At 63.6% G+C, this 24,924-nt stretch carries 24 protein-coding genes and 3 tRNA genes; 22 read left to right on the forward strand and 5 right to left on the reverse strand.

What is annotated here, in order from left to right; genetic code table 11:
* Positions 1-114: 114 nt before the first annotated feature.
* The 14 genes from HDG32_RS25185 (at position 115) to nagZ (ending at position 13,381) form a co-directional block, all read left to right on the forward strand.
* Complete coding sequence (locus tag HDG32_RS25185) at positions 115-507, forward strand: hypothetical protein (protein ID WP_409259013.1); 393 nt, start codon at positions 115-117, stop codon at positions 505-507.
* 101 nt (positions 508-608) lie between these two features.
* Positions 609-1,208 (forward strand): RNA polymerase sigma factor RpoE, encoded by a 600-nt coding sequence (gene rpoE, locus HDG32_RS25190; RefSeq protein WP_006051939.1) that lies wholly within the window; start codon positions 609-611, stop codon positions 1,206-1,208.
* Between the two features lie 93 nt (positions 1,209-1,301).
* Positions 1,302-1,916, forward strand: coding sequence for a sigma-E factor negative regulatory protein (locus HDG32_RS25195; protein WP_184071604.1), 615 nt, complete (start codon positions 1,302-1,304; stop codon positions 1,914-1,916).
* A gap of 4 nt (positions 1,917-1,920) precedes the next feature.
* Positions 1,921-2,961, forward strand: coding sequence for a MucB/RseB C-terminal domain-containing protein (locus HDG32_RS25200; protein WP_184071606.1), 1,041 nt, complete (start codon positions 1,921-1,923; stop codon positions 2,959-2,961).
* A 37-nt stretch (positions 2,962-2,998) separates the two neighbouring features.
* Positions 2,999-4,510: a DegQ family serine endoprotease gene (locus HDG32_RS25205; RefSeq protein ID WP_184071608.1), complete on the forward strand. Its 1,512-nt coding sequence runs from the start codon at positions 2,999-3,001 to the stop codon at positions 4,508-4,510.
* On the forward strand, positions 4,507-4,779 hold the full coding sequence (locus HDG32_RS25210; RefSeq protein ID WP_184061411.1) for a glutaredoxin family protein: 273 nt from the start codon (positions 4,507-4,509) through the stop codon (positions 4,777-4,779). Before HDG32_RS25205 ends, HDG32_RS25210 begins: the two co-directional genes overlap by 4 nt.
* A gap of 229 nt (positions 4,780-5,008) precedes the next feature.
* Entirely contained in the window at positions 5,009-6,802 is a 1,794-nt protein-coding gene (gene lepA / locus HDG32_RS25215) for a translation elongation factor 4 (protein WP_184071610.1), read from the forward strand.
* A gap of 18 nt (positions 6,803-6,820) precedes the next feature.
* Complete coding sequence (gene lepB / locus HDG32_RS25220; RefSeq protein WP_184071612.1) at positions 6,821-7,714, forward strand: signal peptidase I; 894 nt, start codon at positions 6,821-6,823, stop codon at positions 7,712-7,714.
* A gap of 185 nt (positions 7,715-7,899) precedes the next feature.
* Entirely contained in the window at positions 7,900-9,180 is a 1,281-nt protein-coding gene (gene rnc, locus HDG32_RS25225) for a ribonuclease III (RefSeq protein ID WP_184071614.1), read from the forward strand.
* A 54-nt stretch (positions 9,181-9,234) separates the two neighbouring features.
* Positions 9,235-10,134 carry a GTPase Era gene (gene era / locus HDG32_RS25230; RefSeq protein ID WP_026225953.1) on the forward strand — a complete coding sequence of 300 codons (900 nt, stop codon included), beginning with the start codon at positions 9,235-9,237 and terminating at the stop codon, positions 10,132-10,134.
* On the forward strand, positions 10,121-11,035 hold the full coding sequence (recO, locus tag HDG32_RS25235; protein WP_184071616.1) for a DNA repair protein RecO: 915 nt from the start codon (positions 10,121-10,123) through the stop codon (positions 11,033-11,035). Before era ends, recO begins: the two co-directional genes overlap by 14 nt.
* Positions 11,032-11,796, forward strand: coding sequence for a pyridoxine 5'-phosphate synthase (pdxJ, locus tag HDG32_RS25240; protein ID WP_184071618.1), 765 nt, complete (start codon positions 11,032-11,034; stop codon positions 11,794-11,796). Before recO ends, pdxJ begins: the two co-directional genes overlap by 4 nt.
* Positions 11,797-11,820: 24 nt before the next feature.
* The gene (gene acpS / locus HDG32_RS25245; protein WP_184071620.1) at positions 11,821-12,288 is read left to right on the forward strand and encodes a holo-ACP synthase; all 468 of its coding nucleotides are present in this window, start codon (positions 11,821-11,823) and stop codon (positions 12,286-12,288) included.
* Between the two features lie 64 nt (positions 12,289-12,352).
* Complete coding sequence (nagZ, locus tag HDG32_RS25250; RefSeq protein ID WP_184071622.1) at positions 12,353-13,381, forward strand: beta-N-acetylhexosaminidase; 1,029 nt, start codon at positions 12,353-12,355, stop codon at positions 13,379-13,381.
* A gap of 110 nt (positions 13,382-13,491) precedes the next feature.
* Here the strand turns inward: nagZ and HDG32_RS25255 are convergent, their stop codons facing one another.
* The 4 genes from HDG32_RS25255 to earP form a co-directional block, all read right to left on the reverse strand.
* On the reverse strand, positions 13,492-14,874 hold the full coding sequence (locus HDG32_RS25255; RefSeq protein ID WP_184071624.1) for a sigma-54 dependent transcriptional regulator: 1,383 nt from the start codon (positions 14,872-14,874) through the stop codon (positions 13,492-13,494).
* Between the two features lie 188 nt (positions 14,875-15,062).
* Positions 15,063-15,269, reverse strand: coding sequence for a CsbD family protein (locus tag HDG32_RS25260; RefSeq protein ID WP_090801149.1), 207 nt, complete (start codon positions 15,267-15,269; stop codon positions 15,063-15,065).
* A gap of 273 nt (positions 15,270-15,542) precedes the next feature.
* Positions 15,543-16,100 (reverse strand): elongation factor P, encoded by a 558-nt coding sequence (gene efp, locus HDG32_RS25265; protein ID WP_027198331.1) that lies wholly within the window; start codon positions 16,098-16,100, stop codon positions 15,543-15,545.
* Positions 16,101-16,495: 395 nt separating this feature from the next.
* Entirely contained in the window at positions 16,496-17,689 is a 1,194-nt protein-coding gene (earP, locus tag HDG32_RS25270; RefSeq protein ID WP_184071626.1) for an elongation factor P maturation arginine rhamnosyltransferase EarP, read from the reverse strand.
* Between the two features lie 262 nt (positions 17,690-17,951).
* Between earP and uvrC the strand changes: the two genes are divergently transcribed.
* The 8 genes from uvrC to HDG32_RS25310 all read left to right on the forward strand — a co-directional run bounded on the left by uvrC (position 17,952) and on the right by HDG32_RS25310 (position 24,000).
* Positions 17,952-20,183, forward strand: a complete 2,232-nt coding sequence (uvrC, locus tag HDG32_RS25275; RefSeq protein WP_184071628.1) for an excinuclease ABC subunit UvrC — start codon at positions 17,952-17,954, stop codon at positions 20,181-20,183.
* 203 nt (positions 20,184-20,386) lie between these two features.
* Positions 20,387-20,980 (forward strand): CDP-diacylglycerol--glycerol-3-phosphate 3-phosphatidyltransferase, encoded by a 594-nt coding sequence (gene pgsA, locus HDG32_RS25280; protein ID WP_062127799.1) that lies wholly within the window; start codon positions 20,387-20,389, stop codon positions 20,978-20,980.
* A gap of 197 nt (positions 20,981-21,177) precedes the next feature.
* Positions 21,178-21,253, forward strand: a tRNA-Gly gene (locus HDG32_RS25285).
* A gap of 61 nt (positions 21,254-21,314) precedes the next feature.
* Positions 21,315-21,390: transfer RNA gene (locus tag HDG32_RS25290), tRNA-Gly, on the forward strand.
* Between the two features lie 128 nt (positions 21,391-21,518).
* Positions 21,519-21,592: transfer RNA gene (locus tag HDG32_RS25295), tRNA-Cys, on the forward strand.
* Between the two features lie 280 nt (positions 21,593-21,872).
* Entirely contained in the window at positions 21,873-22,430 is a 558-nt protein-coding gene (locus HDG32_RS25300) for a hypothetical protein (RefSeq protein WP_260336590.1), read from the forward strand.
* Positions 22,431-22,610: 180 nt separating this feature from the next.
* The gene (locus HDG32_RS25305) at positions 22,611-23,360 is read left to right on the forward strand and encodes a TraB/GumN family protein (RefSeq protein WP_184071630.1); all 750 of its coding nucleotides are present in this window, start codon (positions 22,611-22,613) and stop codon (positions 23,358-23,360) included.
* Between the two features lie 139 nt (positions 23,361-23,499).
* Positions 23,500-24,000 (forward strand): GNAT family N-acetyltransferase, encoded by a 501-nt coding sequence (locus HDG32_RS25310; protein WP_184071633.1) that lies wholly within the window; start codon positions 23,500-23,502, stop codon positions 23,998-24,000.
* Between the two features lie 11 nt (positions 24,001-24,011).
* Here the strand turns inward: HDG32_RS25310 and HDG32_RS25315 are convergent, their stop codons facing one another.
* Complete coding sequence (locus tag HDG32_RS25315) at positions 24,012-24,896, reverse strand: cytochrome c oxidase assembly protein (RefSeq protein WP_184071635.1); 885 nt, start codon at positions 24,894-24,896, stop codon at positions 24,012-24,014.
* Positions 24,897-24,924: the final 28 nt, after the last annotated feature.

The following is a 24,924-nucleotide window of genomic DNA, read 5'->3' on the forward strand; positions in this document are numbered from 1 at the left end:
TTCACGACGCCGGCTTCGCCGGCGCTTTCCCCCGCACCAGCAACATTGGGTAGGGCAGCGCAGCGGATCACGCTGCGTCGCTCTATCGCAATGCGTGCCGCGGTGGGAGCGTTCGTGCTGATTGCGACCTTAGCCGTTTATACCTGTCTCGCGCCGCGAGTGGGCGCTTGGCAGGCCGCTCCGTTGACGCTCGCCGTCGCAGCACTGCTCATGCTCTGCGCGGCGAGGCATGACGCGGCGCAGGCCATCGCGCTGCATGTCGCGATGGGCGAGATTTCCGCCTGGAACCACGCGGGTGAGTTGCTCGCGCGGGGCCGCATGGTCGGTTGCGCGCAGTGGAGCGGCCGTTTGCTGGTGCTTGAGCTCGATCCCGAGGGTGGTCGAAGGCGCGGCCTCATGCGCGCACCGACGGGTCGCAGGCGCTCCCTGCTGCTCGCCGCGGACGCGCTGCCGTCCACTGTTTTCCGCGAACTTTCCGTGCTGGGCCGGCGTGCGGCCGGCGCCTGACTGTAACGACTGTAACCGCTGTTACCGTAGTAACGTGCCCTCACGAGGGGGACGCTACAATGGTCCCCCGCCATGCGCCCTATAGTTAACGGATTTATCAGGTGAGCGAAAAAGAAATTGATCAGGTGCTGGTCGAGCGCGTCCAGAAGGGCGACAAGGCCGCGTTCGAGCTTCTGGTCTCCAAATACCACCGCAAGATTCTCCGGCTGATCTCGCGTCTCGTGCGGGACCCCGCCGAAGTCGAAGACGTCGCGCAAGACGCTTTTATCAAGGCGTATCGCGCGTTGCCGCAGTTTCGCGGCGAGTCGGCGTTTTATACGTGGTTGTACCGGATTGCGGTCAATACCGCGAAGAACTACCTTGCCACCCAGGGCCGGCGCGCGCCGACCTCGACCGAAGCGGATGCTGAAGAAGCTGAAACTTTCTCCGATGCCGACCAACTAAGGGATATCAACACACCTGAGTCGATGTTGATGAGCAAGCAGATCGCAGAGACGGTCAATGCTGCGATGGCGGTTTTACCGGAAGAATTGCGCACCGCCATTACTCTCCGAGAAATTGAGGGTTTGAGTTACGAGGAAATCGCCGAGATGATGGGTTGCCCGATTGGCACAGTCAGATCACGAATTTTCCGCGCTCGCGAAGCCATTGCGGCAAAATTGCGACCGTTGCTTGACACACCCGAAGGCAAGCGTTGGTAGACGTTTCCGAACGTCCAGCTGGCTTGGCGGGGCAGCGGTGCAATATCTGGATTAGTGGTGTCACTACGGGGTATTTGGAAGATGGAGAGCATCATGGGGTCGGTCTCGATGCAATCGCAAGCAGGCTCGCACGGCGAGCGTCTGTCCGCTTTCGTCGACGGTGAGTTGTTCGGCGAAGAGCATCTGAATCTGGACAAGTTTCTTGCGGAGCTGGGCGGCGATGATCGCGCTGCCTGGTCGAGCTACCACCTGATCGGCGACGCGCTACGTTCCGACGATCTGGCAGTCAGCCCCGCACGGAGCGGTGCCTTTCTGAGCGGGTTTGCCGCGCGTCTTGAAAGCGAGCCGCATGTGCTGGCGCCCGCCGCCGCGTCTGCATCGGTCGCGCGCCGCCTGCTCGGGCTGCGCCGGAGAGTCGTGCCGGCTCTTGCCGTCGCTGCCGCGGCCGCTACGTTGACCTGGATCGTCGTGCCGCAGCTGCAGGGCGTGCCGGGTGGTCCGGGTGCGCAGCTCGCTTCGCTCCAATCGCACGGCGACGCGGTGCAGCGTGTCGCCATGGCCTCGGTGCCCGCGCAAGACTCCAACATCATTCGCGACGCGAGCCTCGATCAATACCTCGAAGCTCATCAGCAATTCGCGCAACAACCGGCGATGGCAGGCTCGATGCCGGTGATTCGCGCTGCCTCAGTCTCCACGCAGGGCCAATAGTTTGATGCAGACTCCGCGGTTCAATATAACGACTATCTGGGGGCGGTTGCCAGCATTTCTGTTCTGCGCAGCCGTGTTGTTGTCCGCTGCACCGCGGGTCTTCGCACAAGACGATCCTGCCGTCGCCCGTCGCACGGCCGCGGAACTGCTCGATCGCATCCATCAGGCCGCCCAGCAGCAGAACTACGAGGGCGCGTTCGTCTATCAGCGCGGCAGTTTCGTGCAGACGTCGCGCATCGCACATTACTCCACGCGTACGGACGGCGAGTTCGAGCAGCTCGAAAGCCTCGACGGCAAGCCGCGCAAAATGCTGCGTCACAACGACGACATGTACACGTTCTTGCCGGAGCGGCGTATCGTGGTCTTCGAAAAACGGCAGAACAAGGACTCATTCCCTGCGCTGCTGTCGGTGAACGGCGAGCAGGTGCTGTCCGTCTACGAGCCGAAGATGCTTGACGACGACCGCGTCGCGGGCGTCGACAGCCTCGTGATGGAACTCGATCCGAAAGACGCGTACCGCTTCGCGTACAAGCTGTGGGCAGACAAAAAGTCCGGTCTGCTGTTGCGCGCGCAGACGCTCGACCCGAGCGGTCAGGTGCTCGAGCAGTTGTCGTTTTCGCAGGTCCGCATCGGCGTGCCGGTCGACAAGACGGGCATCGTCAACGGCATCCGCAATCTCACGGGCTGGACGGTAGTGCGTCCGCCAGTCGAGCCGGTCGACATGGCCGCGCAGGGTTGGCAAATCATGCCGTCGGTACCGGGCTTCCATATGATCCGCCAGTTGCGTCGTCCGATGGCGTCGCGCGAGGCGGGGCAGCCTCCGATCCCGGTCGACCAGGCCGTGTTTTCCGACGGCCTCGCAGCGATTTCGGTGTTCGTCGAGCCCGTCGAGAAAAATACGCGTAAGGAAGGCACGGGCGATAGCGGCGCGACGCACGTACTGGTCAAGCGTCAGGGCGACTTCTGGATTACCCTGCTCGGTGAAGTGCCCCAAACCACATTGCAGCAGTTCGCGTCTGCCATAGAATACAAAGCTCCGAAGTAACCCTTCCGAATCCTGAAATCCCTCGGCTTGCTACGATATGACGACTTTCTCGGTGCGCAAATTCCTCGCGGCCGTAGTGGTGGCAGCGTGTTTGCCGCTTGTGCCGCATATGGCATCGGCGGCTCCCGCTGCCAACCTGCCCGACTTCACCGACCTCGTCGACAAGGTTGGCCCGGCGGTCGTCAACATTCGCACGACAACGCGCGTGTCGAACGGTAGTTCCCGCGGCGGCCTGCCGCCGGGTATGGACGACGGCGACATGTCGGAGTTCTTCCGGCGCTTCTTCGGGATTCCGTTGCCGCAGTCACCGCAATCGCCGCACGGGGGTGATAACGGGGGCGGCGGCGGCGGTAGTGGCGGCAGCCCGGATTCACCGGACAACTCGGACGCCGAACAGAACAGCGGGGTAGGCTCGGGCTTCATCCTGTCGGCGGACGGCTACGTGATGACCAACGCGCACGTCATCGACGACGCGGACACGATCTACGTGACGCTGACCGACAAGCGCGAATTCAAGGCGAAGCTGATCGGCGTCGACGACCGTACCGACGTCGCGGTCGTGAAGATCAACGCGTCGAACCTGCCGACCATCACGATCGGCGACTCGAACAAGGTGCGCGTCGGCGAATGGGTCGTCGCGATCGGTTCGCCGTTCGGTCTCGAAAACACGGTGACTGCCGGTATCGTCAGCGCGAAGGGGCGCGATACCGGCGACTACCTGCCGTTCATCCAGACTGATGTGGCCGTCAATCCGGGCAATTCGGGCGGTCCGCTGATCAACATGCAGGGCGAGGTGATCGGCATCAATTCGCAGATCTATAGCCGCACCGGCGGGTTCATGGGCATTTCGTTCGCGATTCCGATCGACGAGGCGATGCGCGTGGCCGATCAGCTGAAGAGTTCGGGCAAGGTGGTGCGCGGCCGCATCGCGGTGGCGATTGGTGAAGTGACGAAGGACGTCGCCGAGTCGCTCGGTTTGCCGAAGGCGCAGGGCGCGCTTGTCAGCAGCGTGGAGCCGGGCGGACCCGCCGATAAGGCCGGCGTGCAGCCGGGCGACATCATCCTGAAGTTCAACGGTCATTCGGTCGACACGGCGACGGACCTGCCGCGCATGGTCGGCGATACGAAGCCGGGCACGAAGACGTCGATCACGATCTGGCGCAAGGGTCAAACGCGCGAACTGCCGGTCACGATCGCAGAAATGCAGCCGGACAAGGTCGCGAAGGCGGATCAGAAGAAGCCGCAAGCGCCGAAGCAGCGCGCGACCAACGCGCTCGGCATCGCGGTCAGCGACATTCCCGCCGATCAGCAGAAAGCGCTGAAGATTCAGAACGGCGTGCAGATCGATGCGGTCGACGGTCCGGCCGCGCGTGTCGGGCTCCAAAAGGGCGACATCATCCTGCGGGTTGGCGATACGGATGTGACGAGCGCGAAACAGTTCGACGAGCTGACTTCACACCTCGATTCGCAGAAGATGGTCGCGTTGCTGGTTCGTCGCGGCGACAACACGCAGTTCGTGCCGATTCGTCCGCGCAGCGCGCAGAAATGACGAAGACGGCATCGCTCACGCTCTATGGGCGCGCGTGGTGCCATCTGTGCGAGGACATGCGCGCTGCGCTCGAGCCAATGCTGGCCGAGTTCGGAGCGCAGCTGGCGGTGATCGACGTCGACAGCGATCCGTTGCTCGAAGCGCGTTACAACGAGTTGGTGCCGGTGCTGGTTTGCGATGGCGTCGAACTGTGCCACTACCATCTCGACGAAGCGCCCGTGCGGGCAGCATTGGCTGCACATGCGTCGCGTGTCGCGGCGGCATCCTGATACACACCCGCGCGGCATCTGGTTTCGCGCGATCCATGCGCATTTTTGCCGCGGCTCACTGCGATGCGCGCGGTAATTTTCTCGCATCCTCTACGCCGTCTTGAGGCCTGCGCTTCGCAAGATGCGCCGGCCGATGGGCTTTTCGGCTAAAATAGATAAGATTTTCACCTACTTACAAGGCGTGCTCCGCTATTGTCCGGGGCGCGCCTTTTCGCTTGATCGGCACTGAATGGATCATATTCGTAACTTCTCGATCATCGCGCACATCGACCATGGCAAGTCGACGCTCGCCGATCGCATCATCCAGATTTGTGGTGGTTTGTCCGACCGCGAGATGGAAGCTCAGGTGCTCGACTCGATGGATCTCGAGCGCGAGCGCGGCATTACCATCAAGGCGCAAACCGCCGCGTTGTCGTATCGCGCGCGCGATGGGCAGCTCTACAACCTGAACATGATCGACACCCCGGGGCACGTCGACTTCTCGTACGAAGTCAGCCGCTCGCTGTCCGCGTGCGAAGGCGCGCTGCTCGTCGTCGACGCGAGCCAGGGTGTGGAGGCGCAAACCGTCGCCAATTGCTACACGGCCATCGAACTCGGTGTCGAAGTGTTGCCGGTGTTGAACAAGATCGATCTGCCGGCGGCGGACCCCGAAAACGCGATCGCCGAGATCGAGGACGTGATCGGCATCGACGCGACCGACGCGACGCATTGCAGCGCGAAAACGGGCCTCGGCGTCGAAGACGTGCTCGAAGCGCTGATCGCGAAAGTGCCGCCGCCGAAGGGCGATCCGCAAGCGCCGCTGCAGGCTCTCATCATCGACTCGTGGTTCGACAACTACGTCGGCGTCGTGATGCTGGTGCGCATCGTCAACGGCGCGCTGCGTCCGAAGGACAAGATCCGGCTGATGGCAACCGGCGCGCAGTATCCGGTTGAACATATCGGCGTGTTCACGCCGAAGTCGAAGGATCTCGAATCACTGTCGGCGGGGCAGGTGGGCTTCATCATCGCCGGCATCAAGGAACTCGCGGCGGCGAAGGTCGGCGACACGGTTACGCTCGTGAACCAGCCGGCGGCCGTGCCGCTGCCGGGTTTCAAGGAAGTGAAGCCGCAGGTGTTCGCGGGTCTGTATCCGGTCGAAGCGAATCAGTACGACGCGCTGCGCGATTCGCTCGAAAAGCTGAAGCTGAACGACGCGTCGCTGCAGTACGAACCGGAAGTGTCGCAGGCGCTCGGTTTCGGTTTCCGCTGCGGCTTCCTCGGTTTGTTGCACATGGAAATCGTGCAGGAACGTCTCGAACGTGAGTTCGACATGGACCTGATCACGACGGCGCCGACCGTGGTCTACGAAGTCCTGCAGCGCGACGGCACGACCCTGATGGTCGAGAATCCGGCCAAGATGCCGGAGCCGTCGAAGATCGAGGAAGTGCGCGAGCCGATCGTCACCGTGAACCTGTACATGCCGCAAGACTACGTCGGCGCGGTGATCACGCTGTGTACGCAGAAGCGCGGCAACCAGATCAACATGCAGTATCACGGTCGTCAGGTTCAGCTTACGTACGAAATTCCGATGGGTGAAGTCGTGCTCGATTTCTTCGACCGTCTGAAGTCGATTTCGCGCGGTTATGCGTCGATGGATTACGAGTTCAAGGAATACCGCGCGTCGGACGTCGTGAAGGTCGACATGCTGATCAACGGCGACAAGGTCGATGCGCTGTCGGTTATCGTGCACCGTTCGCAAAGCCAGTACCGCGGCCGCGAAGTGGCGGCGAAAATGCGCGAGCTGATTCCGCGTCAGATGTACGACGTAGCGGTTCAAGCCACGATCGGTTCGAACATTATTGCGCGCGAAAACATTAAAGCGTTGCGTAAGAACGTGCTGGCAAAATGCTACGGCGGTGATATCACGCGTAAGAAGAAGCTGCTTGAAAAGCAGAAGGCGGGCAAGAAGCGAATGAAGCAGGTGGGCTCGGTTGAAATCCCGCAAGAGGCTTTCCTCGCTATTCTGCGTGTCGAAGACAAATAAGTTGAATAACGGAACCCTATGAATTTTGCGTTGATTCTTTTTGTGCTCGTCGTTTTGACGGGTGTCGCATGGGTCGCGGACAAACTGGTTTTCCTGCCGAAACGGCGCCGCGAGGCGGAAGCCGCAGTCGCCGAATTCGATAGTCAGCAGGCACGCATCGGCGAGCGTTTCGCCGATGAAAACGCCGCGCAAACGCGCGCGCGTCTGCGCGACGACAAGCTGCGTCAGCCGTGGTGGCTCGAATATACGGCGAGCTTTTTTCCGGTGATTCTGGTGGTGTTCGTCGTGCGCTCGTTCGTGATCGAGCCGTTCAAGATCCCATCGGGCTCCATGGTGCCGACGCTGCTGGTGGGCGACTTCATCCTCGTCAATAAATTCGAATATGGTCTACGTTTGCCGATTACCAACACGAGGATCACGCAGGGCAGTCCGGTCCATCGCGGCGACGTGGTGGTGTTCCGTTATCCGAAAGACGAATCGGTCGACTACATCAAGCGCGTCATTGGTCTGCCCGGCGACGTGATCGAGTATCAGGACAAGAAACTCACGATCAACGGCAAGCCGGTGCCTGAAACGCCGTTGCCCGATTATCTCGACGAAGAGCGTCTCGGTTATGCGAAGCAGTTCGAGGAAGATATCGACGGCCGCAAGAACGCGATTCTGAATAATCCGGCGGTGCCGCCGTTCATCATCGGTGCGGAAGATTATCCGTATCGCGACAACTGCCAGTACAACGCGCGTGGCGTGATCTGCAAAGTGCCGCCGGGCAATTTGTTCATGATGGGCGATAACCGCGACAACAGCGCGGATAGCCGGTACTGGGGTTTTGCGCCTGAACGCAATATCGTCGGCCGCGCATTTTTCATCTGGATGAACTTCAGCGATCTGCGGCGCATCGGCCCTTTCCAGTGAGTCGCGTGCATTGATCGCTTCATGAGCGCTTCTCACACGCCGCGCGAATAACCGGCACCCGGTTATCTCGGTCGCGGCGTGTTGTCATGCTACTTTAAGAACTCGCGGTAACGTCGTTTCACCACGCTTTTTCCGCTGGCGCCCCGTGTTTCCGCCGGGTCAGGCGCCCGCGTTATACTCTGCCCATGCCCCTATCTCCGTTGGAAAGCCGTTTGCGCTACGAATTTCGCAATGCGGAATTGCTGCGCCAGGCTCTAACACACCGCAGTCATAGCTCCACGCATAACGAACGGCTCGAATTTCTCGGCGACTCCGTTCTGAATTGCGCGGTGGCTGCGCTTTTGTTCCAACGTTTCGGCAAACTCGACGAAGGCGACCTGTCTCGCGTGCGCGCCAATCTGGTCAAACAGCAGTCCCTCTACGAGATTGCTCAGGCACTCAATATTTCGGAGGGCCTGCGCCTCGGCGAGGGCGAGTTGCGCAGCGGCGGCTTCCGCCGCCCGTCGATCCTCGCGGATACGCTCGAGGCGGTGCTCGGTGCGATATTTCTGGACGGCGGATTCGAGGCTGCGCAGACGGTCATCAAGCGCCTTTACGTACCGATTCTCGACCATATCGACCCACGCACGCTTGGCAAAGACGCGAAGACGCTGCTGCAGGAGTATCTGCAGGGCCACAAGATCGCGTTGCCTACTTATACGGTCGTCGCCACGCATGGTGCGGCGCACAATCAGCAGTTCGAAGTGGAATGTACGGTGCCGAAGCTGGACGTCAAGGTGTCTGGCTCCGGCGCGAGCCGTCGCGCGGCGGAGCAGGCGGCCGCAAAGAAGGCGCTCGACGAAGTGATGGCCGCGGCGCCTGCCGTGGTCGCGAAGCCGAAGCGCTCGAAGGGCGCGCGTGCCGCGAAAAATGCCCTGCAGGAAATCGTGCCGGGCGTGACCGGCGTACAGGCTGCACTGGATTTGCGCACACCGGATCGCAAGAGCGCGCGCGGTGAAGGGCGCGCGGCTGTCGCGCTGGAAGGGCACGCCGACAAACCTTTCGTGGAAAAATCAGCCGCTGAAAGACCGGCGGCCGAGCGTGCCGGGCCGGGTCCCGCCGGTGCGCCGTTGGCTGTAATTCGTGCCGCGCATGTGGAGTACAGCGGACAGGACAAGCCGGAGCGCGCCGAAAAGTCCGAAAAGACGGAGAGGGCCGACAAGGTTTCGATCCACGCGGGCGAGAAACCTGTCGACAAGCCGGCCGAAAAACCCGCAGCGGACCAAACCCCCGACCTCAAAGCCGACACGCCGTCACACGCTCGCAGCGCAGACCGTCAGCGCAGCCGCGAGGCCGCGCCGGGGACTGCTGCGTCGAGCGTGACCGCCGCGCCCGCGTCGGTTGTCTCGGTGCCCCCGGCACCTGCCGAACACGAACCCGGCGTCGCCGACGCGGTGCAAACGCGCGTCGCCGATGCGGGCCATTGATTGCCATCGGCGTGCGCGTCGCGCGCGCCGGACTGAACCTGCCGTAGTCCGAATATGAACGCTCCCACTCCCACTGGTTTTCGCTGCGGCATGGTCGCGATCGTCGGCCGCCCGAATGTCGGCAAGTCCACGCTGATGAACGCGCTGGTCGGCCAGAAAGTCAGCATCACGTCGCGCAAGGCGCAGACCACGCGCCATCGCATTACCGGCATCAATACGCTCGAAGACGCCCAGTACATCTTCGTCGACACGCCCGGTTTTCAGACCAAACACAGCGGCGCCCTGAACCGCTCGCTGAATCGCGCCGTTACGTCGACGCTGACCTCGGTCGACGCGATCCTGTTCGTCATCGAAGCAGGCCGCTTCGGCCCTGACGACCAGAAGGTACTCGATCTGATCCCGGCGAAGGTCCCGACGCTGCTGATCGCGAACAAGCTCGATCGCGTGTCGGATAAAGACTCGCTGTTCCCGTTCATGCAGCAGATGAGCACGCTGCGCGAGTTCAACGAGATCGTGCCGCTCTCGGCGAAAAATTCGGACGACATCAAACGTCTGATGGCCACCGTCAAGCCGTTCCTGCCGGAAGGCGAGCCGATCTACGGCGAGGACGACCTGACCGATCGCAGCGAGCGCTTCCTTGCCGCCGAAATCCTGCGCGAGAAAGTCTTCCGCTGGACCGGCGACGAGCTGCCGTACACGAGCACCGTGCTGATCGAGAAGTTCGAAACCGAAGGGCGGCTGCGCCGTATCTTCGCGACGATCCTCGTCGATCGCGACATGCACAAGGCGATGATCATCGGCCAGAAGGGCGCGAAGCTGAAGCAGATCAGCACCGAGGCTCGCCTCGACATGGCAAAGCTGTTCGACGGGCCGGTGTACCTCGAAACCTTCGTCAAGGTGAAGAGCGGCTGGGCCGACAATGAAGCCGGGCTTCGTGCGTATGGGTACGAATGACGCGTGGATGACGCTCAATTCAGACGAGGCTTCGGATCAGCCGGAGCACGAACCGTCTCGGCCCGCGCGTAGCGCGAGGAAATCGTCGGCCGACGCAAAAAGCCCAAAAAGCGCGAAAGGCGCACCCGCCGACGATGGCGAGCCACGCAAAACGCCGGCGCGCCGCGTGCCGCGCACCTCCACATCCGAATATCGGATCACCGAGCAGCCCGCGTTCGTGCTGCATAGCTATCCGTATCGCGAGACCAGCCTGATCATCGACGTGCTGTCGCGCGATCACGGCCGTCTCGCGCTGGTCGCAAAGGGCGCGAAGCGCCCGCACTCCGCGCTGCGCGGCGCGCTGCAAACGTTCCAGCCGCTGTCGCTCGCGTGGTCGGGCAAGTCCGAAATGCGCACGCTGACCGGCGCCGAATGGGTCGGCGGCATGCTGCCGCTGACCGGCGACGCGCTGCTGTGCGGTTTCTACGTCAACGAACTGCTGGTGCGTTTCTGCGCGCGCGAAGACCCGCATCCTCAGTTGTTCCATCACTACGTCGTCACGCTGACGCGGCTCGCGCACGATGAGCCGCCGGTGCAGGTGCTGCGCTCGTTCGAACGCGTGCTGCTACGCGAGACCGGTTACGCGATGGCGCTCGACCGCACGGTCGCACGCAAAGCGGTGCTCGCCGACGGCCGCTACGTGTTCGATCCCGAGCGCGGGGTACGCGAGGCATCGGACGAATGGCCCGCGCAGTGGCCGGTAGTGACGGGACAAACCTTGCTCGATATGGAAAAGGACGATTACCATCGAGCGCAGACCGTCGCGCAAAGCAAAACGCTGATGCGCTTCCTGCTCAACACCTATCTCGGCGGCGCGCCGCTTGCCACCCGCCAGATCCTGATCGACCTGCAGAACCTATGAGCTTCTTCCTGACTTCGCCGACCGCGATCGACCTCGGCGTGAACATCGACCACGTCGCCACGCTGCGCAACGCGCGTGGCACGTCCTATCCCGATCCGATCCGCGCCGCGCTGATGGCCGAAGAAGCCGGCGCCGACGCGATCACGCTGCATCTACGCGAAGACCGCCGGCACATCATCGATGCGGATGTTCGCAAGCTGCGTCCGCTGCTGAAAACGCGCATGAATCTCGAATGCGCGGTCACGCCGGAAATGCTCGACATCGCGTGCGCAGTGCAACCGCACGACGTCTGCCTCGTGCCGGAAAAGCGCGAGGAGCTGACGACCGAAGGCGGTCTCGACGTCGCCGGACAGTTCGAGGCGGTGCGCGCCGCATGCAAGCAACTGGCGGACGCGAGCTCGCGCGTGTCGCTCTTCATCGACCCCGAGGAGACGCAGATTCGCGCCGCGTACGAAGCCGGCGCGCCGGTGATCGAGCTGCACACAGGCCGTTACGCGGAAGCTCATGATCCCGCGGAACAGCAGCGCGAATACGAGCGCATCGTGCGAGCAGTCGAATTCGGCGCGACGCTCGGCCTCAAAGTGAACGCGGGCCACGGCCTGCACTACACGAACGTGCAGCAGATCGCGGCGATCGACGGCATCGTCGAACTCAACATCGGCCATGCGATCGTCGCGCACGCGATCTTCGCGGGCTGGGACAACGCGGTGCGCGAGATGAAGGCGATCATGGTCGCCGCGCGTCTCGGCGCGCGCGCGTAACGCAACCTGGCGACGGACGCACGCATGGCAATCTACGGAATCGGCACCGACATCGTTCAGGTCAGCCGCGTAGCAGCGGTGATGACTCGCACCAATGGCCGTTTCGCGGAGAAGGTGCTCGGTCCCGACGAACTACGCGTGTACCACGCGCGCCACGCCCGTTCGGCGGCGCGCGGTCTCGCGTTTCTCGCGACGCGCTTCTCGGCGAAAGAGGCGTTCTCGAAGGCAATCGGCCTCGGCATGCACTGGCCGATGAGCTGGCGCGCGCTGCAAACGCTGAACCGGCCGAGCGGCGAGCCGATGGTGGTCGCCTCTGGCGAGCTGGCCGACTGGCTCGACGCGCGCGGCATCACGGCGCGCGTGACGATCAGCGACGAGCGCGACTACGCGGTGTCGTTCGTGATCGCGGAGACGCAGCGGCCGGGCGATACGGAAGCTTCGTTGGCGGCGTCGGCGTCGCGGGCTTCGTCCGCCCGTTCCGCCACAGAATGAAAAGGTTGAGCGCGGCCGCTGGCGGTCGCGTTTGTGTTGTCTCACAGTTTTCCAGCGGAATTCGATGAAAACCACACCCGGACCGGTGATGCTCGACGTGGTCGGCAAAACGCTGAACCGCGATGACAAAAGGCGTCTCGCTCACCCGATGACCGGCGGCGTGATCCTGTTCGCGCGCCACTACGAGAGCCGCGCGCAACTGGTCGGGCTGACCGATGCCATCCGCGCGATTCGCCCGGATCTGCTGATCGCCGTCGATCACGAAGGCGGCCGCGTGCAGCGCTTTCGCACCGACGGCTTCACGGTGCTGCCGTCGATGGGTAAGCTCGGCGCACTGTGGGACCAGGACGTGCTGCACGCGACCAAGGTGACGACCGCGGTCGGCTATATCCTCGCCGCGGAACTGCGCGCGTGCGGTATCGACATGAGCTTCACGCCGGTGCTCGACCTCGACTATGGGCACTCGCAGGTGATCGGCGATCGCGCATTCCATCGCGATGCGCGCGTGGTCGCGCTGCTCGCGAAGAGTTTGAACCACGGCCTCGCGCTCGCCGGCATGAGCAATTGCGGCAAGCATTTTCCAGGGCACGGATTCGCGCAGGCAGATTCGCACGTCGCGATGCCCGTCGACGAACGCCCGATCGAAGAAATCCTCGGCAACGACGTCGCGCCGTACGACTGGCTCGGTCTGTCGCTTGGCGCGGTGCTGCCCGCGCACGTCGTCTATCCGCGGGTCGATGCGAAGCCGGCCGGCTTCTCGCGCATCTGGTTGCAGGACATCCTGCGCGGCAAGCTTGGCTTCGAAGGCGCGATCTTCAGCGACGATCTGTCGATGGAAGCCGCGCGCCAGGGCGGCACGCTGACCGAAGGTGCGCAAGCGGCCCTGGAGGCCGGCTGCGACATGGTGCTGATCTGCAACCAGCCGGACGAAGCGGAGAAGGTGCTCGACGCGCTGCGCGTCACGCCGGCGAGGGAATCGCCGCGGCGGCTGAAGCGCATGCGGCCGCGCGGTAAAGCGCTCACGTGGAGCAAGCTGATGGCCGAGCCACGGTACGCCGAAGCGCAGAGGCTGCTGCGCAGTACGTTTGCATAAACGGAAATGGCGCCTTGAAGCAATTCAAGGCGCCATTTTTTATCAGCTTCGAACGGTGCGAGCCGCCGTCAGGCTTTGCTTGACAACCGCAGCACGCGCGATCCGATCGCTCAGTTCAAGCGCATGCGCTGCAACTTGTTGTACAGCGTCTTCGGGCTGATTCCCAGCAACGACGCCGCTCGATGCCGCGTGCCGCCAACCGCGTCGAGCGTCGCGCGAATCAGCATTTCTTCGACGTCCGCGAGGGGCGTACCGACGGTCACCTGCACGCGACTGCCGTTCAGATCGCGGCCGTTCGCCGTGCTGGCTTCGTCGGCGCGCAACGACTCGATCACGTCGCCCGATGCCTGATAAGCGCGCCGCACGCGCTCCTGCAGTTCGCGCACGTTGCCCGGCCAATCGTACGCGAGGCATTCGCGCAGGAAATTCGGCGCCGCCTGCTTCGCGACCTCGGCCGTACCGCGCGCGGTCGCTTCCACATTCAGTTCGTCGACGGCTGCCTGCGCAATCAGCAGCGGATCTTCACCACGCTCGCGCAGCGGCGGCAGCATGACCGCGGCGGCTTCGAGGCGCAGCGCGAGGTCCTGATGCAGCGAGCCGTCCGCGACCGCCGCGCGCGGCGACTTGCGCGTCGACGCGATGAGCCGGAAGTCGGTCACGATCTGGCTGGTACCGCCCACGCGCATGAAGGTCTGCGAATCGAGCGCGCGCAACAGCGCTTCCTGCTGCGTGCGCGGCAGCTCGGTCATTTCGTTGATGAACAACGTGCCGCCGCTCGCCTGTTCGAAGAGGCCCGGCTCGCGCTGCTCGGCGCCGCCGAACGCTCCGCGTTCGTGACCGAACAGCATGCTGTCGAGCGAGCGATTGAGCCCGCCCGCGGTCGCGCCGCGGCAATCGAACGTGACGAACGGGCCTTTGCGGCGGCGGCTCATGTCGTGCAGCGTGCGCGCGGCGATCTGCTTGCCGGTGCCAGCCTCGCCGGAGATCAGCACCGCGGCTTCTGTCGGCGCGAGACGCTCGATGGTGTCGTACACGTGCTGAATGGCGCCGCTGCGACCGAGCATCGAGCCGAAGCGCCCAAGCTGACGCAGCGCCGCGCGCAGCGCCTGGACCTCCTCGGTCAGCTCATAAGGCCGCGGAATGCGCGCGAGCAGGCTGCGCAGGCGCGGAATGTTGACCGGCTTCAGCAGATAGTCCCAGATACCGTGCCGCAAGCCCTCGATCGCACTCTCGACGGTCGCATTGCCGGTCATCACGATCACCGGAAGCGCGCCGCCCGGCGGATGCGCGGGCAGATGCTGCAACAGATCGAGGCCGCTGCCGTCCGGCAGATTCAGGTCGACGAGCACGACGTCAGGGATGAAGCGCGTCAATGCGCCGCGGGCCTCGGCGAGCGTGGTCGCGGTGTCGACTGAAAAGCCGTCGGCGGCGAGGATTGCCGACAGACCGGACAGGCTATTGGGATCGTCTTCAACAATCAGGGCGTGTGGCATGGCGAGCGCAATTTTATGAATGGGTTGAATGCCCGGTGCGCCGCCAACGCTGATGGCGCGCACCGCGGACTCTGGGGGCTCGATGACAGGGCTAAACGAACGGTCCTTGGGCGATGAAAAAACGACAGCCGCCGGCACTGCGCCTTGAGTCACGCGGGCCGGCGCCTGTAGTTCCTTCACTGGTCCTGTCAGAAATCCCGGTTGCTATCGAAAAACCGGCGCACTTCGAGTTCCGCCTGTTCACGGGTTTTGCCATAGCGTTCCTGAATCAGACCAGCGAGCTTGTCGGCCCGGCCTTCGGCCTTGGTCAACTCGTCGTCCGTCAGTTCGCCCCATGCGGTCTTCGCCTTGCCGATCATCTGTCTCCATTTACCTTCAGCGATGTCGTTGTTCATGGTGCCTCTCCCAGGAGTGGAAAATGAGCGATACTCGCGTAACTCTCTCCACCTAGCAGAGATCGTGCCAAAGAGCGTGGACGAAATCGATCAAGGGCTGCCGCGCGCCCAACGCGAAATCCGGATGTCGCGATGGTAATTTTGAGAAATTTGCCGGTAAAGTTTTCCTAAACCATACACGGCGCGACAGAAAAGAAAAAGCGCCCAAAAATTGAGCGCTTTTTGTGCAGGCCGGCAGGGCGCCGGCGCTGGCGGGGTGACGCAGGCGGGCGCTTAGGCGCGGCTGCGGTACTCGTGCGTACGCGTGTCGATTTCGATCTTGTCGCCGATGTTGCAGAAGAGCGGCACTTGCAGTTCGAAGCCGGTGTTCAGCTTGGCGTTCTTCAGCACCTTGCCCGACGACGTATCGCCCTTGACGGCCGGTTCCGTGTAGATGATTTCGCGCACCAGCGTGGTCGGCAGTTCGACCGAGATCGCCTTCTCGTTGTAGAACACGACTTCGCAAGCCATGCCGTCTTCGAGGTAGTGCATCGCGTCGCCCATCATTTCGGCTTCGACTTCGTACTGGTTGTAGTCGGCGTCCATGAACACGTACATCGGGTCGGCGAAGTACGAGTACGTCACTTCCTTGCGCTCGAGCACGACGACGTCGAACTTGTCGTCCGCCTTGTACACGGCTTCCATGCCTGCGCCGGTCAGCAGGTTCTTGAACTTCATCTTGACGACGGCGGAGTTACGGCCCGATTTGTTGTATTCGGCCTTTTGCACGACCATTGCGTCTGCGCCGATCATCACGACGTTGCCGGTGCGGAGTTCCTGTGCGGTCTTCATAAAACTGTCCTGTACGAGATAAATAGCTTAACTGTTGCTCAACGGCATACGGCGCAAGCGGCTTCGGCGTTTCGCCCACCGCCTGCCGCGCGCCGCGGGAAGCGGCCGCGCAGCCCGGATGCGTGAAACGGGACCGGCTCGCGGCGAAAACCCGGGGGCGTGATGCCTCGGCGTTCCGCCTGTCCGTTACCTGATTTTTACCCTGTTCGGGCGTGTACACGAGTGGCGCCGATCTGCAACACGCCCAAACATACGTCCCTTTTTTGACATTCGCGTGCCCGACCGGAAGATTGGGACGCGTGCTGTGTTTTTCGAGGGGACCGGTCAGACGGGCTGACCATGGGATAGTTGGTCTAATCGGGCCGCGCTTGCGTCGTCGGCCGTTGGATAACCGCTTATTTTAACTGAGTTTTTGCGAACGAGGTCAGATTTCCGGCGAGATCGCCGACTTGCGCGAGTTCGACCGCCCAGCCAGCGGCGCGCCGTTTCAGGGCCGGATAGTGGCGCTGGAATTCCGCCCAGTCCGGCTGACCAGCGCCGTTCCACGCGTGCCAGAAGCGCTCGAGCGCGGCGCGCGCGTCAGCTGGGAGCGTGCGGGTGTAGTGCGCGAGTGCGGCGTCGAGCTTTGGCAGATGGGCGTCGTCGGCCTGCGGGTAGATGTGCCAGACGAACGGCTTGGCGGCCCACTGCGCGCGCACGAACGAGTCCTCGCCGCGTACGAAATTGACGTCGCTCGCCCAGAGCAGTGCGTCGTAGCCAGGCTGTTCGGTGAACGCGAGCGCGTGCGCGCTGAGGTTGCCGAGCGTCGCATGGGTGCCCGCTGCAAACGACGGTAGACCGAAAAAGCGCGCCAGCGCGCCGGAAATGCGTCCTTCGGGCACCAGCAGCACGATCGGGCTTGCGTTGTCGCGCCATTGTTCGAGCAGGCTGTCGATGGCCGGGTTTTCGTAGGCGAACAGCGACACGACCGTCGCGTCGGCGGGCGGCGGCGCGTGGCCCGTGACGTTGCGCCACCAGTCGGTGCGCGCGGCGGGCGATGCTTCGAACGCGGCGCGCGCCGCGTCGAGATCGCGCTCCTTCAGGACGCCACCGGTGCGGGGGCCGAGTCCGGGGAAAAAGAAGGTCTTGCTGAGTGCGTAGCGCGGATGCGGCGACGGCCGCAGATGAAAATCGGCGATCCAGTCCTCGGCGCTCAGATATTCGAGGTTGAACCAGAGCGGCACGCTCGTTCGCTCTGCCATCGCCGTGATATAGACGGGCGGCAGTTCGCAGCCGAACGCCTCGATCACGACGTCGGCGACTTCGAGCGTATCGCCAACATGGGACGGCTCGTGCCAATGCTCGACGACGATGCCGTCGAGCGTCTGCCGCGCACGCTCAAGCTCGAGCGACGGGCACAGCCTCCTGAACGCATGCAGATCGTCGACGAACACGCGCACCTGCCAGTCGTGCTCGCGCGCGAGTTGGCGCGCAAGGCGCCAGCACACGCCGATGTCGCCGAAGTTGTCGATCACCGCGCAGAAGATATCGCAGGCGATCGGGTTGGCAGGGGCGGCGGGTGATCCGGAATCGGGCGCGACGGAGGACATGGCAGCTCGGCTGGCTCGGTGACTCCGGCGAACGGAGCGGGTTCGAACGAACGCGGAATGTTCTAAACTGGCGATTCTAAAGCCTCGCTCGCGATCGCGCGCGCCCTTTGTCCGCCATGCGGGCCGCATCGGCGACAGGCGACATGACCCCCGGCGCACGATGCCGGGCACCCGGCGGCGCAATCAGTGCAATCGGTGCAATCGGTGCGAGCGGTGCAAGCGGCGAGGCAGCGCGAGACAGTCCCACCCCAATCGATCCCGCATGACCGAACCCGAAGCCAGCGACGCCCCCGACACCTTCGAGCCGAAAACAGTGCTCGCCCAACTGCCGCATCTGCCCGGCGTCTACCGCTATTACGACACGAGTGGCGCGGTGCTTTACGTCGGCAAGGCGCGCGATCTGAAGAAGCGCGTATCGAGCTACTTCACGAAGACGCAGCTGTCGCCGCGTATCGCGATGATGGTCACGCGCATCGCGCGCATCGAGACCACGGTCACGCGTTCCGAGGCCGAGGCGCTGCTGCTCGAAAACAATCTGATCAAGGCGCTCACGCCGCGTTACAACATCCTGTTTCGCGACGACAAGTCGTATCCCTATCTGAAGCTGACCGGCCACAAGTTTCCGCGCATGGCCTATTACCGCGGCTCGGTCGATCGCAAGAACCAGTACTTCGGCCCGTTCCCGAGCGCCTGGGCGGTGCGCGAGAGCATCCAGATCCTGCAGCGCGTGTTCCAGCTGCGCACCTGCGAAGACTCGGTGTTCAACAACCGCACGCGGCCGTGTCTGCTGCATCAGATCGGCCGTTGCACGGCGCCGTGCGTCGCGAACATCAGCGAGGAGGATTACGCGCGCGACGTCGCCAACGCGTCGCGCTTTCTGCTCGGCCGTCAGGGCGAGGTGATGAAGGAGCTCGAGCAGAAGATGCATGCGTTCGCGAGCGAGCTGAAGTTCGAGCAGGCCGCGGCGGTGCGCAACCAGATGAGTTCGCTGTCGACGGTGCTGCATCAGCAGGCAATCGAAGTCGGCAGCGACAGCGACGTCGACATTCTCGCGGTAGTCGCGCTGGGCGGCCGCGTGTGCGTGAATCTCGCAATGGTGCGCGGCGGACGACATCTCGGCGACAAGGCGTACTTTCCCACGCACGTGGAGAGCGCGTTGACGGCGGAGGAAGGCGGGCTCGAAGAAGACGGCGATCAGGACGATGCATCGGCGGATGCGCGAGCGGTCGCGCCATCGGCCGCGGCGGCGAGCGCCTCGGCCGATGCGCTCGCGATCGCTCAGGACATGCCGTCGGAAGACGAGGACGCCGATGGTAGTGAAGAAGACGCGATCGACGAGGTTGCCGAAGCGACCCCGGACGCCGTCAGCGACGAAGGCGCGGACGAAGGCACCGACGGGAACGCAGAGTCCGGCCCCGCGGCGAAGCGCCGCAAAAGCCGCGCGGCAGGCGGCATCGAATCCGAAGTGCTCGAAGCGTTCATCGCGCAGCATTACCTCGGCAATCGCGTGCCGCCGGTGCTGGTGGTCAGCCACGCGCCGGCGCGCGAACTCGTCGACGTGCTGATCGAGCAGGCGGGCCACAAGGTGACCGTACTGCGTCAACCGCAAGGACAGCGGCGCGCGTGGCTCGCGATGGCCGAGCAGAACGCGCGGCTCGCGCTCGCGCGCCTGCTCTCCGAGCAGGGCTCGCAGCAGGCGCGCACGCGCGCGTTGACCGACACGCTCGGCATGGAGTGCGACGACCTCGCGCATCTGCGCATCGAATGCTTCGACATCAGTCACACGATGGGCGAGGCGACGCAGGCGTCCTGCGTCGTCTTTCACCACCACAAGATGCAGTCGTCCGAGTATCGCCGCTACAACATCGCCGGCATCACGCCCGGTGACGATTACGCGGCGATGCGCCAGGTGCTCACGCGCCGCTATGAAAAGATGGTCGCGCAGGCCGCCGCGAATGCGAGCGACGAAGCCGCCGAATCGCAAAGTGACGCGGCCGCCGATCCCGCGCTCGCCGCCGATGCCGCCGAGCCGGCCGCGGCCGGCGGCGTGCTGCCGACCATCGTGCTGATCGACGGCGGCAAGGGGCAGGTGGAGATCGCGCGGCAGGTGTTCACGGAGTTGGGGCTCGATACTGGCATGCTCGTCGGCGTCGCGAAGGGCGAGGGGCGCAAGGTCGGTCTCGAGACGCTGATTTTCGCTGACGGCCGCACGCCGCTCGAACTCGGCAAGGAAAGCGCCGCGCTGATGCTGGTTGCGCAGATCCGCGACGAAGCGCATCGTTTCGCGATCACTGGCATGCGCGCCAAACGCGGCAAGACGCGCCAGACCTCGCGGCTCGAAGAACTCGAAGGCGTAGGGGCGAAGCGGCGTCAGCGCCTGCTGGCGCGCTTTGGCGGCTTGCGCGGCGTGGTGGCCGCGAGCGTCGAGGATCTCGCGAGCGTCGAAGGCATTTCGCAGGCGCTCGCCGAGCAGATCTACCGGCAACTGCATTGAATTGGCGGGCCACGCCGCGCCGTGATCGGAACGACGGTTCGTCGGACCCGCGGCGTCGCGCTGCGGATGCGCTGGCTGCGAACCACGCGCCGGGGGCGGCTCGCTTGCCGCCCCCGCGCGGCCATGCCTGGGCGCGCTTGCTTGTGGCAGGCCCTGTGACACGGCACAATTGCAACTCACTCGTCAGACGCTGCGCCTGCCCCATGCCGTTTAATTTCCCGATATTCCTGACCTGGCTGCGGATCGTGCTGATTCCGCTCGTCGTCGGTGTGTTCTATTTGCCCGACATGATGATGAGCCCCGCGCACCGCAATCTCGCGGCCGCGACGATCTTCATCCTGGCGGCGCTCACCGACTGGTTCGACGGCTTTCTGGCCCGCAAATGGAATCAGACCTCGGCATTCGGCGCGTTTCTCGATCCGGTCGCCGACAAGCTGATGGTGACCGCGGCGCTGCTCGTGCTCGTGCAACTCACGCGGATCGATTCCGCGATCGCGCTCGTGATCGTCGGACGTGAAATCGCGATCTCGGCCCTGCGCGAATGGATGGCGCAGATCGGTGCGTCGAAGAGCGTCGCGGTGAACTCGCTCGGCAAGTTCAAGACCGCTTGCCAGATGGTCGCGATTCCGATGCTGCTGTTCTATGGCCCGCTGCCGCTCGGTGGCGGCGTGACGGTCGACACGCGCGTGTGGGGCCTGTGGCTGATCTATCTGGCTGCGTTCCTGACGATCTGGTCGATGCTGTACTACATGAAGCTCGCGTGGCCGCAGATTCGCGAGCGCGGCGGCATTGCGTGACGGTGTGAATAGAAGAGCACGGGGGGCGCAAAAGTGTGTTCGAACCCCGCACTACTACGAGAGAAATATTTTCTTTAACACAGACGGGCAAAGGGGTTGACACGTTTCAGTCGATTCTCCATAATCTCGTTTCTCCGATGCACGCAACGTGAAACACCGGAGACGCAGTAAAGCACTAGCGGTAAATGCAGCACAACGCGGGAATAGCTCAGTTGGTAGAGCGCAACCTTGCCAAGGTTGAGGTCGCGAGTTCGAGCCTCGTTTCCCGCTCCAGTATTCGAAGCATCGCGTTGTTTGGCGAAGTAAAAAAGGCAGCGCGGTGAAGCAGTTCAATGCGGGAGTAGCTCAGTTGGTAGAGCGCAACCTTGCCAAGGTTGAGGTCGCGAGTTCGAGCCTCGTCTCCCGCTCCATACATCAGGGGAAGCAGCGCTTCCCTTTTTGTTTGGAAGGCCGCTCGTTCTGAACTTCCAGAGCTTCGGTTCTTCTGGTTATCACCAGATAAATCTGCGAACCCGTGTCCAGGTTCCAGTCCGCTTGTGGCGCGATAGCAAAGCGGTTATGCAGCGGCCTGCAAAGCCGTTTAGGCCGGTTCGACTCCGGCTCGCGCCTCCAGTCTTTGATGTAAAGCGAAAGCCCCGACTTGTCGGGGCTTTTCGTTTTTCTGTTCCTCTCTTCGCCAGCCTTGTCGATCGTCGTCATCAAGGTGAGCGGAGCGGTCGATCCGACTGCGTGCCGCAGACGTTCCTCCGAATCGATCAGAAATTGAGCGCGGATTTAATCGACTGCACGGCAGCGGTGTTCAGGAAGCAGTAGTTCTCTTGCGGCGTACCGCCGGACATATACATCGACCAGCGAGAGAGGGCCATCGGGCTGGAACCAGACGCACGAGCAGGTGACGGTGCTGCGGGCGACGCCATCGCACATCTATTTCGAATCGAAGATCTCGGGTTCGACGCAGGCGCCACGCGAAGTGATCGCCGGAGCGGACCGGAGCCGCGAGCGCAGCGTGAACGGCACCGATACAGTCGTGAACCGGCCGTTCGCGTTTCCGTTGTCGCCGGGTAAGAGCTGGACGGTCGAATACGCCGGGCAGCATCCGAACCGGGTATTCGCTTCGCAGAAGTGGAACTCGCAGTATCGGGTGGTCGGAACGGAAACCGTCGAAGTGCCCGCCGGCAAATTCCAGGCGATCAAGATCGAAGCCGAAGGCGACTGGGTCGCGCAACTCGAGCCGCGGCAGACGGTCACGCAAGCCACCCAGGTCGAGCACGGCGACACCGCGATGATCACGCATGCGCAGAAACTCGGTCCTGTTCAGGCGACGGGACGCACGTATAAAAGCGTTTTGGTATGTGCCGGAAGTCGGCCGTTGGGTGAAATCGGTGGAAGAGTATTACGGCAGCAATGGCGTGAGAAACGAGCGCTATACGACCGAACTCGAGTCGTTTAAAAAGAGCGGGCAATAATCGGGTTCAGGCGTTTGATGCGTTCGCGCATTCATTGGGGCAGCGCATTCCGCTCAACGGCGTGTCCGGCGCGCGCACGGGAAGGGCAACGCACGCCGGCGCGCCTCATCCAGGCCGGGCGATAGAATCGCACCACTGTCATCGCCCGTTTTCATTGAAGCCGCATGTATTTCCAACTCACCGGCACTCAGGTCCGCCTGCTCGGCTCGATGCATCTGTTTCCCGCGACGAACCGTCGAACGCCGCCATGGGTCGCCGAAGCCTATGACTGGGCCGACGCGCTCGTATTCGAGTCCGACCCAGCAACGATCCTGCCGTTTCTCAAAGCCGACGCACACCCCGACGCCGCGCAACTGCGGCCCCGGATGCGCGACGAAGCCTGGACGCAACTGCAGGCGCTGTGGCCGACCGATGGCCTGCTCGCGCCGCTTGAAACACTGCGTCCGTGGGCCGCGCTGATCGTCGCGCCGACGCTGCTGCAGCAGGTCGTCGAGGGTGTCGAGCCGCGCATGTTGCGCTCGGCGCTCGCGCAGGCGAAGCCGTATCGCTATCTCGAGTCCGCGCGGGACGTCGCAGTCGCGCTCGAATCGATTCCGCTCGAAGCCATTGCCGCGGCGCTCGACATGCTGATGGCCGACCGCGGCGAACCGCAGCGCACGCTCGAACGGATGCACGCGGCGTGGCTGGAGGGCGATCTGCACGCGATACAGCAAATCGCCGTCGAAGCGCCGATGTTCAATCTGGCCGGCATCCGTCAGGCGATTCTCGACGTGCGCAATCGCGCGTGGGCCGCGCGGCTGAGCGAGTTGCTGGACGTTCGCGAGCGCACGCTGGTGGTCGTCGGCGCGCTGCATCTATGCGGCCCCGGCAATCTCCCCGACTGTCTCGCGCGACCCGTGCAAGCGGTGTTCTGAACGCGTGCGCGGCTTTCGCGACTGAATACAGCCGTGTCGACCGCCCGGATGCCAGGCCTGCGCATGCTCGATGACGAGGCGCGCGGCATAATTGCGGATCGTTGCCCGCGCTGTCGCGCATTGACCCTGAAAGCTACCGATGACTGAACCGCAACACACCGCCGCCGCGCGGCTCGCCCAGCTCGAATGGCGCTGGAAGCCGTTCGGGAACCTCACGAGCGTCGAAGTCTATGAGATGCTGGCCGCCCGCAGCGCGGTGTTCGTCGTCGAACAGAACTGCGTGTATGGCGATATCGATGGGCTCGACGTCGAAGCCTGGCATCTGCTTGCGTATGGCACCGGCGACGGTGCGGCGCGGCCGCCGTTGGCCGGCTATCTGCGCGTGTTGTTGCCCGATGCGGCGGATGCCGATGCGCGCATCGGCCGGGTGTTGACGACCGCGCCGTTTCGCGGCATCGGTCTCGGCAATGCGATGCTCGAACGCTCGCTCGTGCAAATCCGTGCGCAGTGGCCCGATACGCCGATCCGTCTGCACGCGCAGGCGCATCTGCAAGGCTTTTACGGTGCGTTCGGCTTCGAGCCGGTCTCGGAGGTTCACGACGAAGACGGCATCCCGCATGTGTGGATGCGCGCGCTGTGAACGCGAACGGGTCAGCGGGGCACGTTCGTGGTCGTCGACGCCGCATGCGTGAGCCCGCGCGCCGCTTTTGCATGCCGCTCGGCGCGCAGGCGTCCGCGAGACGACAGCCGCATCCAGTGACGCAGCGCGATCAGCGCGCCGACCACGCTCATCATCGAACCCGGAATCCATAGCAGGAGTCCGCCGATCTGCTGATCGCGCATCGGGCTCAGCCACGTGAACGCCCGGCCGCAGATCGAGTAGATCGGATACAACTCGTGCGTCGTAAAAAAGATGAATGCGCCGAGAACGATCTGCGGCGGAATCGCCGCGATCACGACGAGCACGCGCTTGCCCGGAGACAGACGCGCGGGCGGCGCCGGACGCGGATCGAGTACGAGCCACCAGAACAGCAGGCCGTCGATCGCCATGCTCCAGTTCATTACGCGATAGAGCCGCCAGTCGAGCATCGCGACGAAATGGATCGGCGACAGCAGCCAGAAATAGATCAGCCCGACGAATAGCGTGAGCGCGACGACCGGGTGCATGACGACGTCGAGCGCCGTGCGCACGAGCGGTGTTTGCAGCGCGGGCCGCACGAAGCGCTGTCGCCAGCGCAACGGAATTCCCGCGCGCAACGCCGCGCCCGGATACGACAGCGCAATGAAGAACGGCCCGAGATGATGCAGCACCAGATGCTGCAAGCGATGCATGAAGAATTCATGCTCGAAGAAATAATCGAGCCGCGTATGCAGCACGACATACAGCGCGACCAGTCCGAGCCAGAATGACAGACGCCGCGCGAACGACAGCCGCGCCTTGCGCGCGCCGCGCACGAACAGGATCGCGGGGATCAGCAACGCGATCACGACGGTCGGCGAAAACTCCCAGGGATCGAGCCAGTAGAGCAGGTTCATGGCGATGGCGCGTGCGGTGGCGGCGGCC

Origin of the sequence: Paraburkholderia sp. CI2 (assembly GCF_014201055.1) — a bacterium.
Classification (GTDB): Bacteria; Pseudomonadota; Gammaproteobacteria; order Burkholderiales; family Burkholderiaceae; genus Paraburkholderia; species Paraburkholderia tuberum.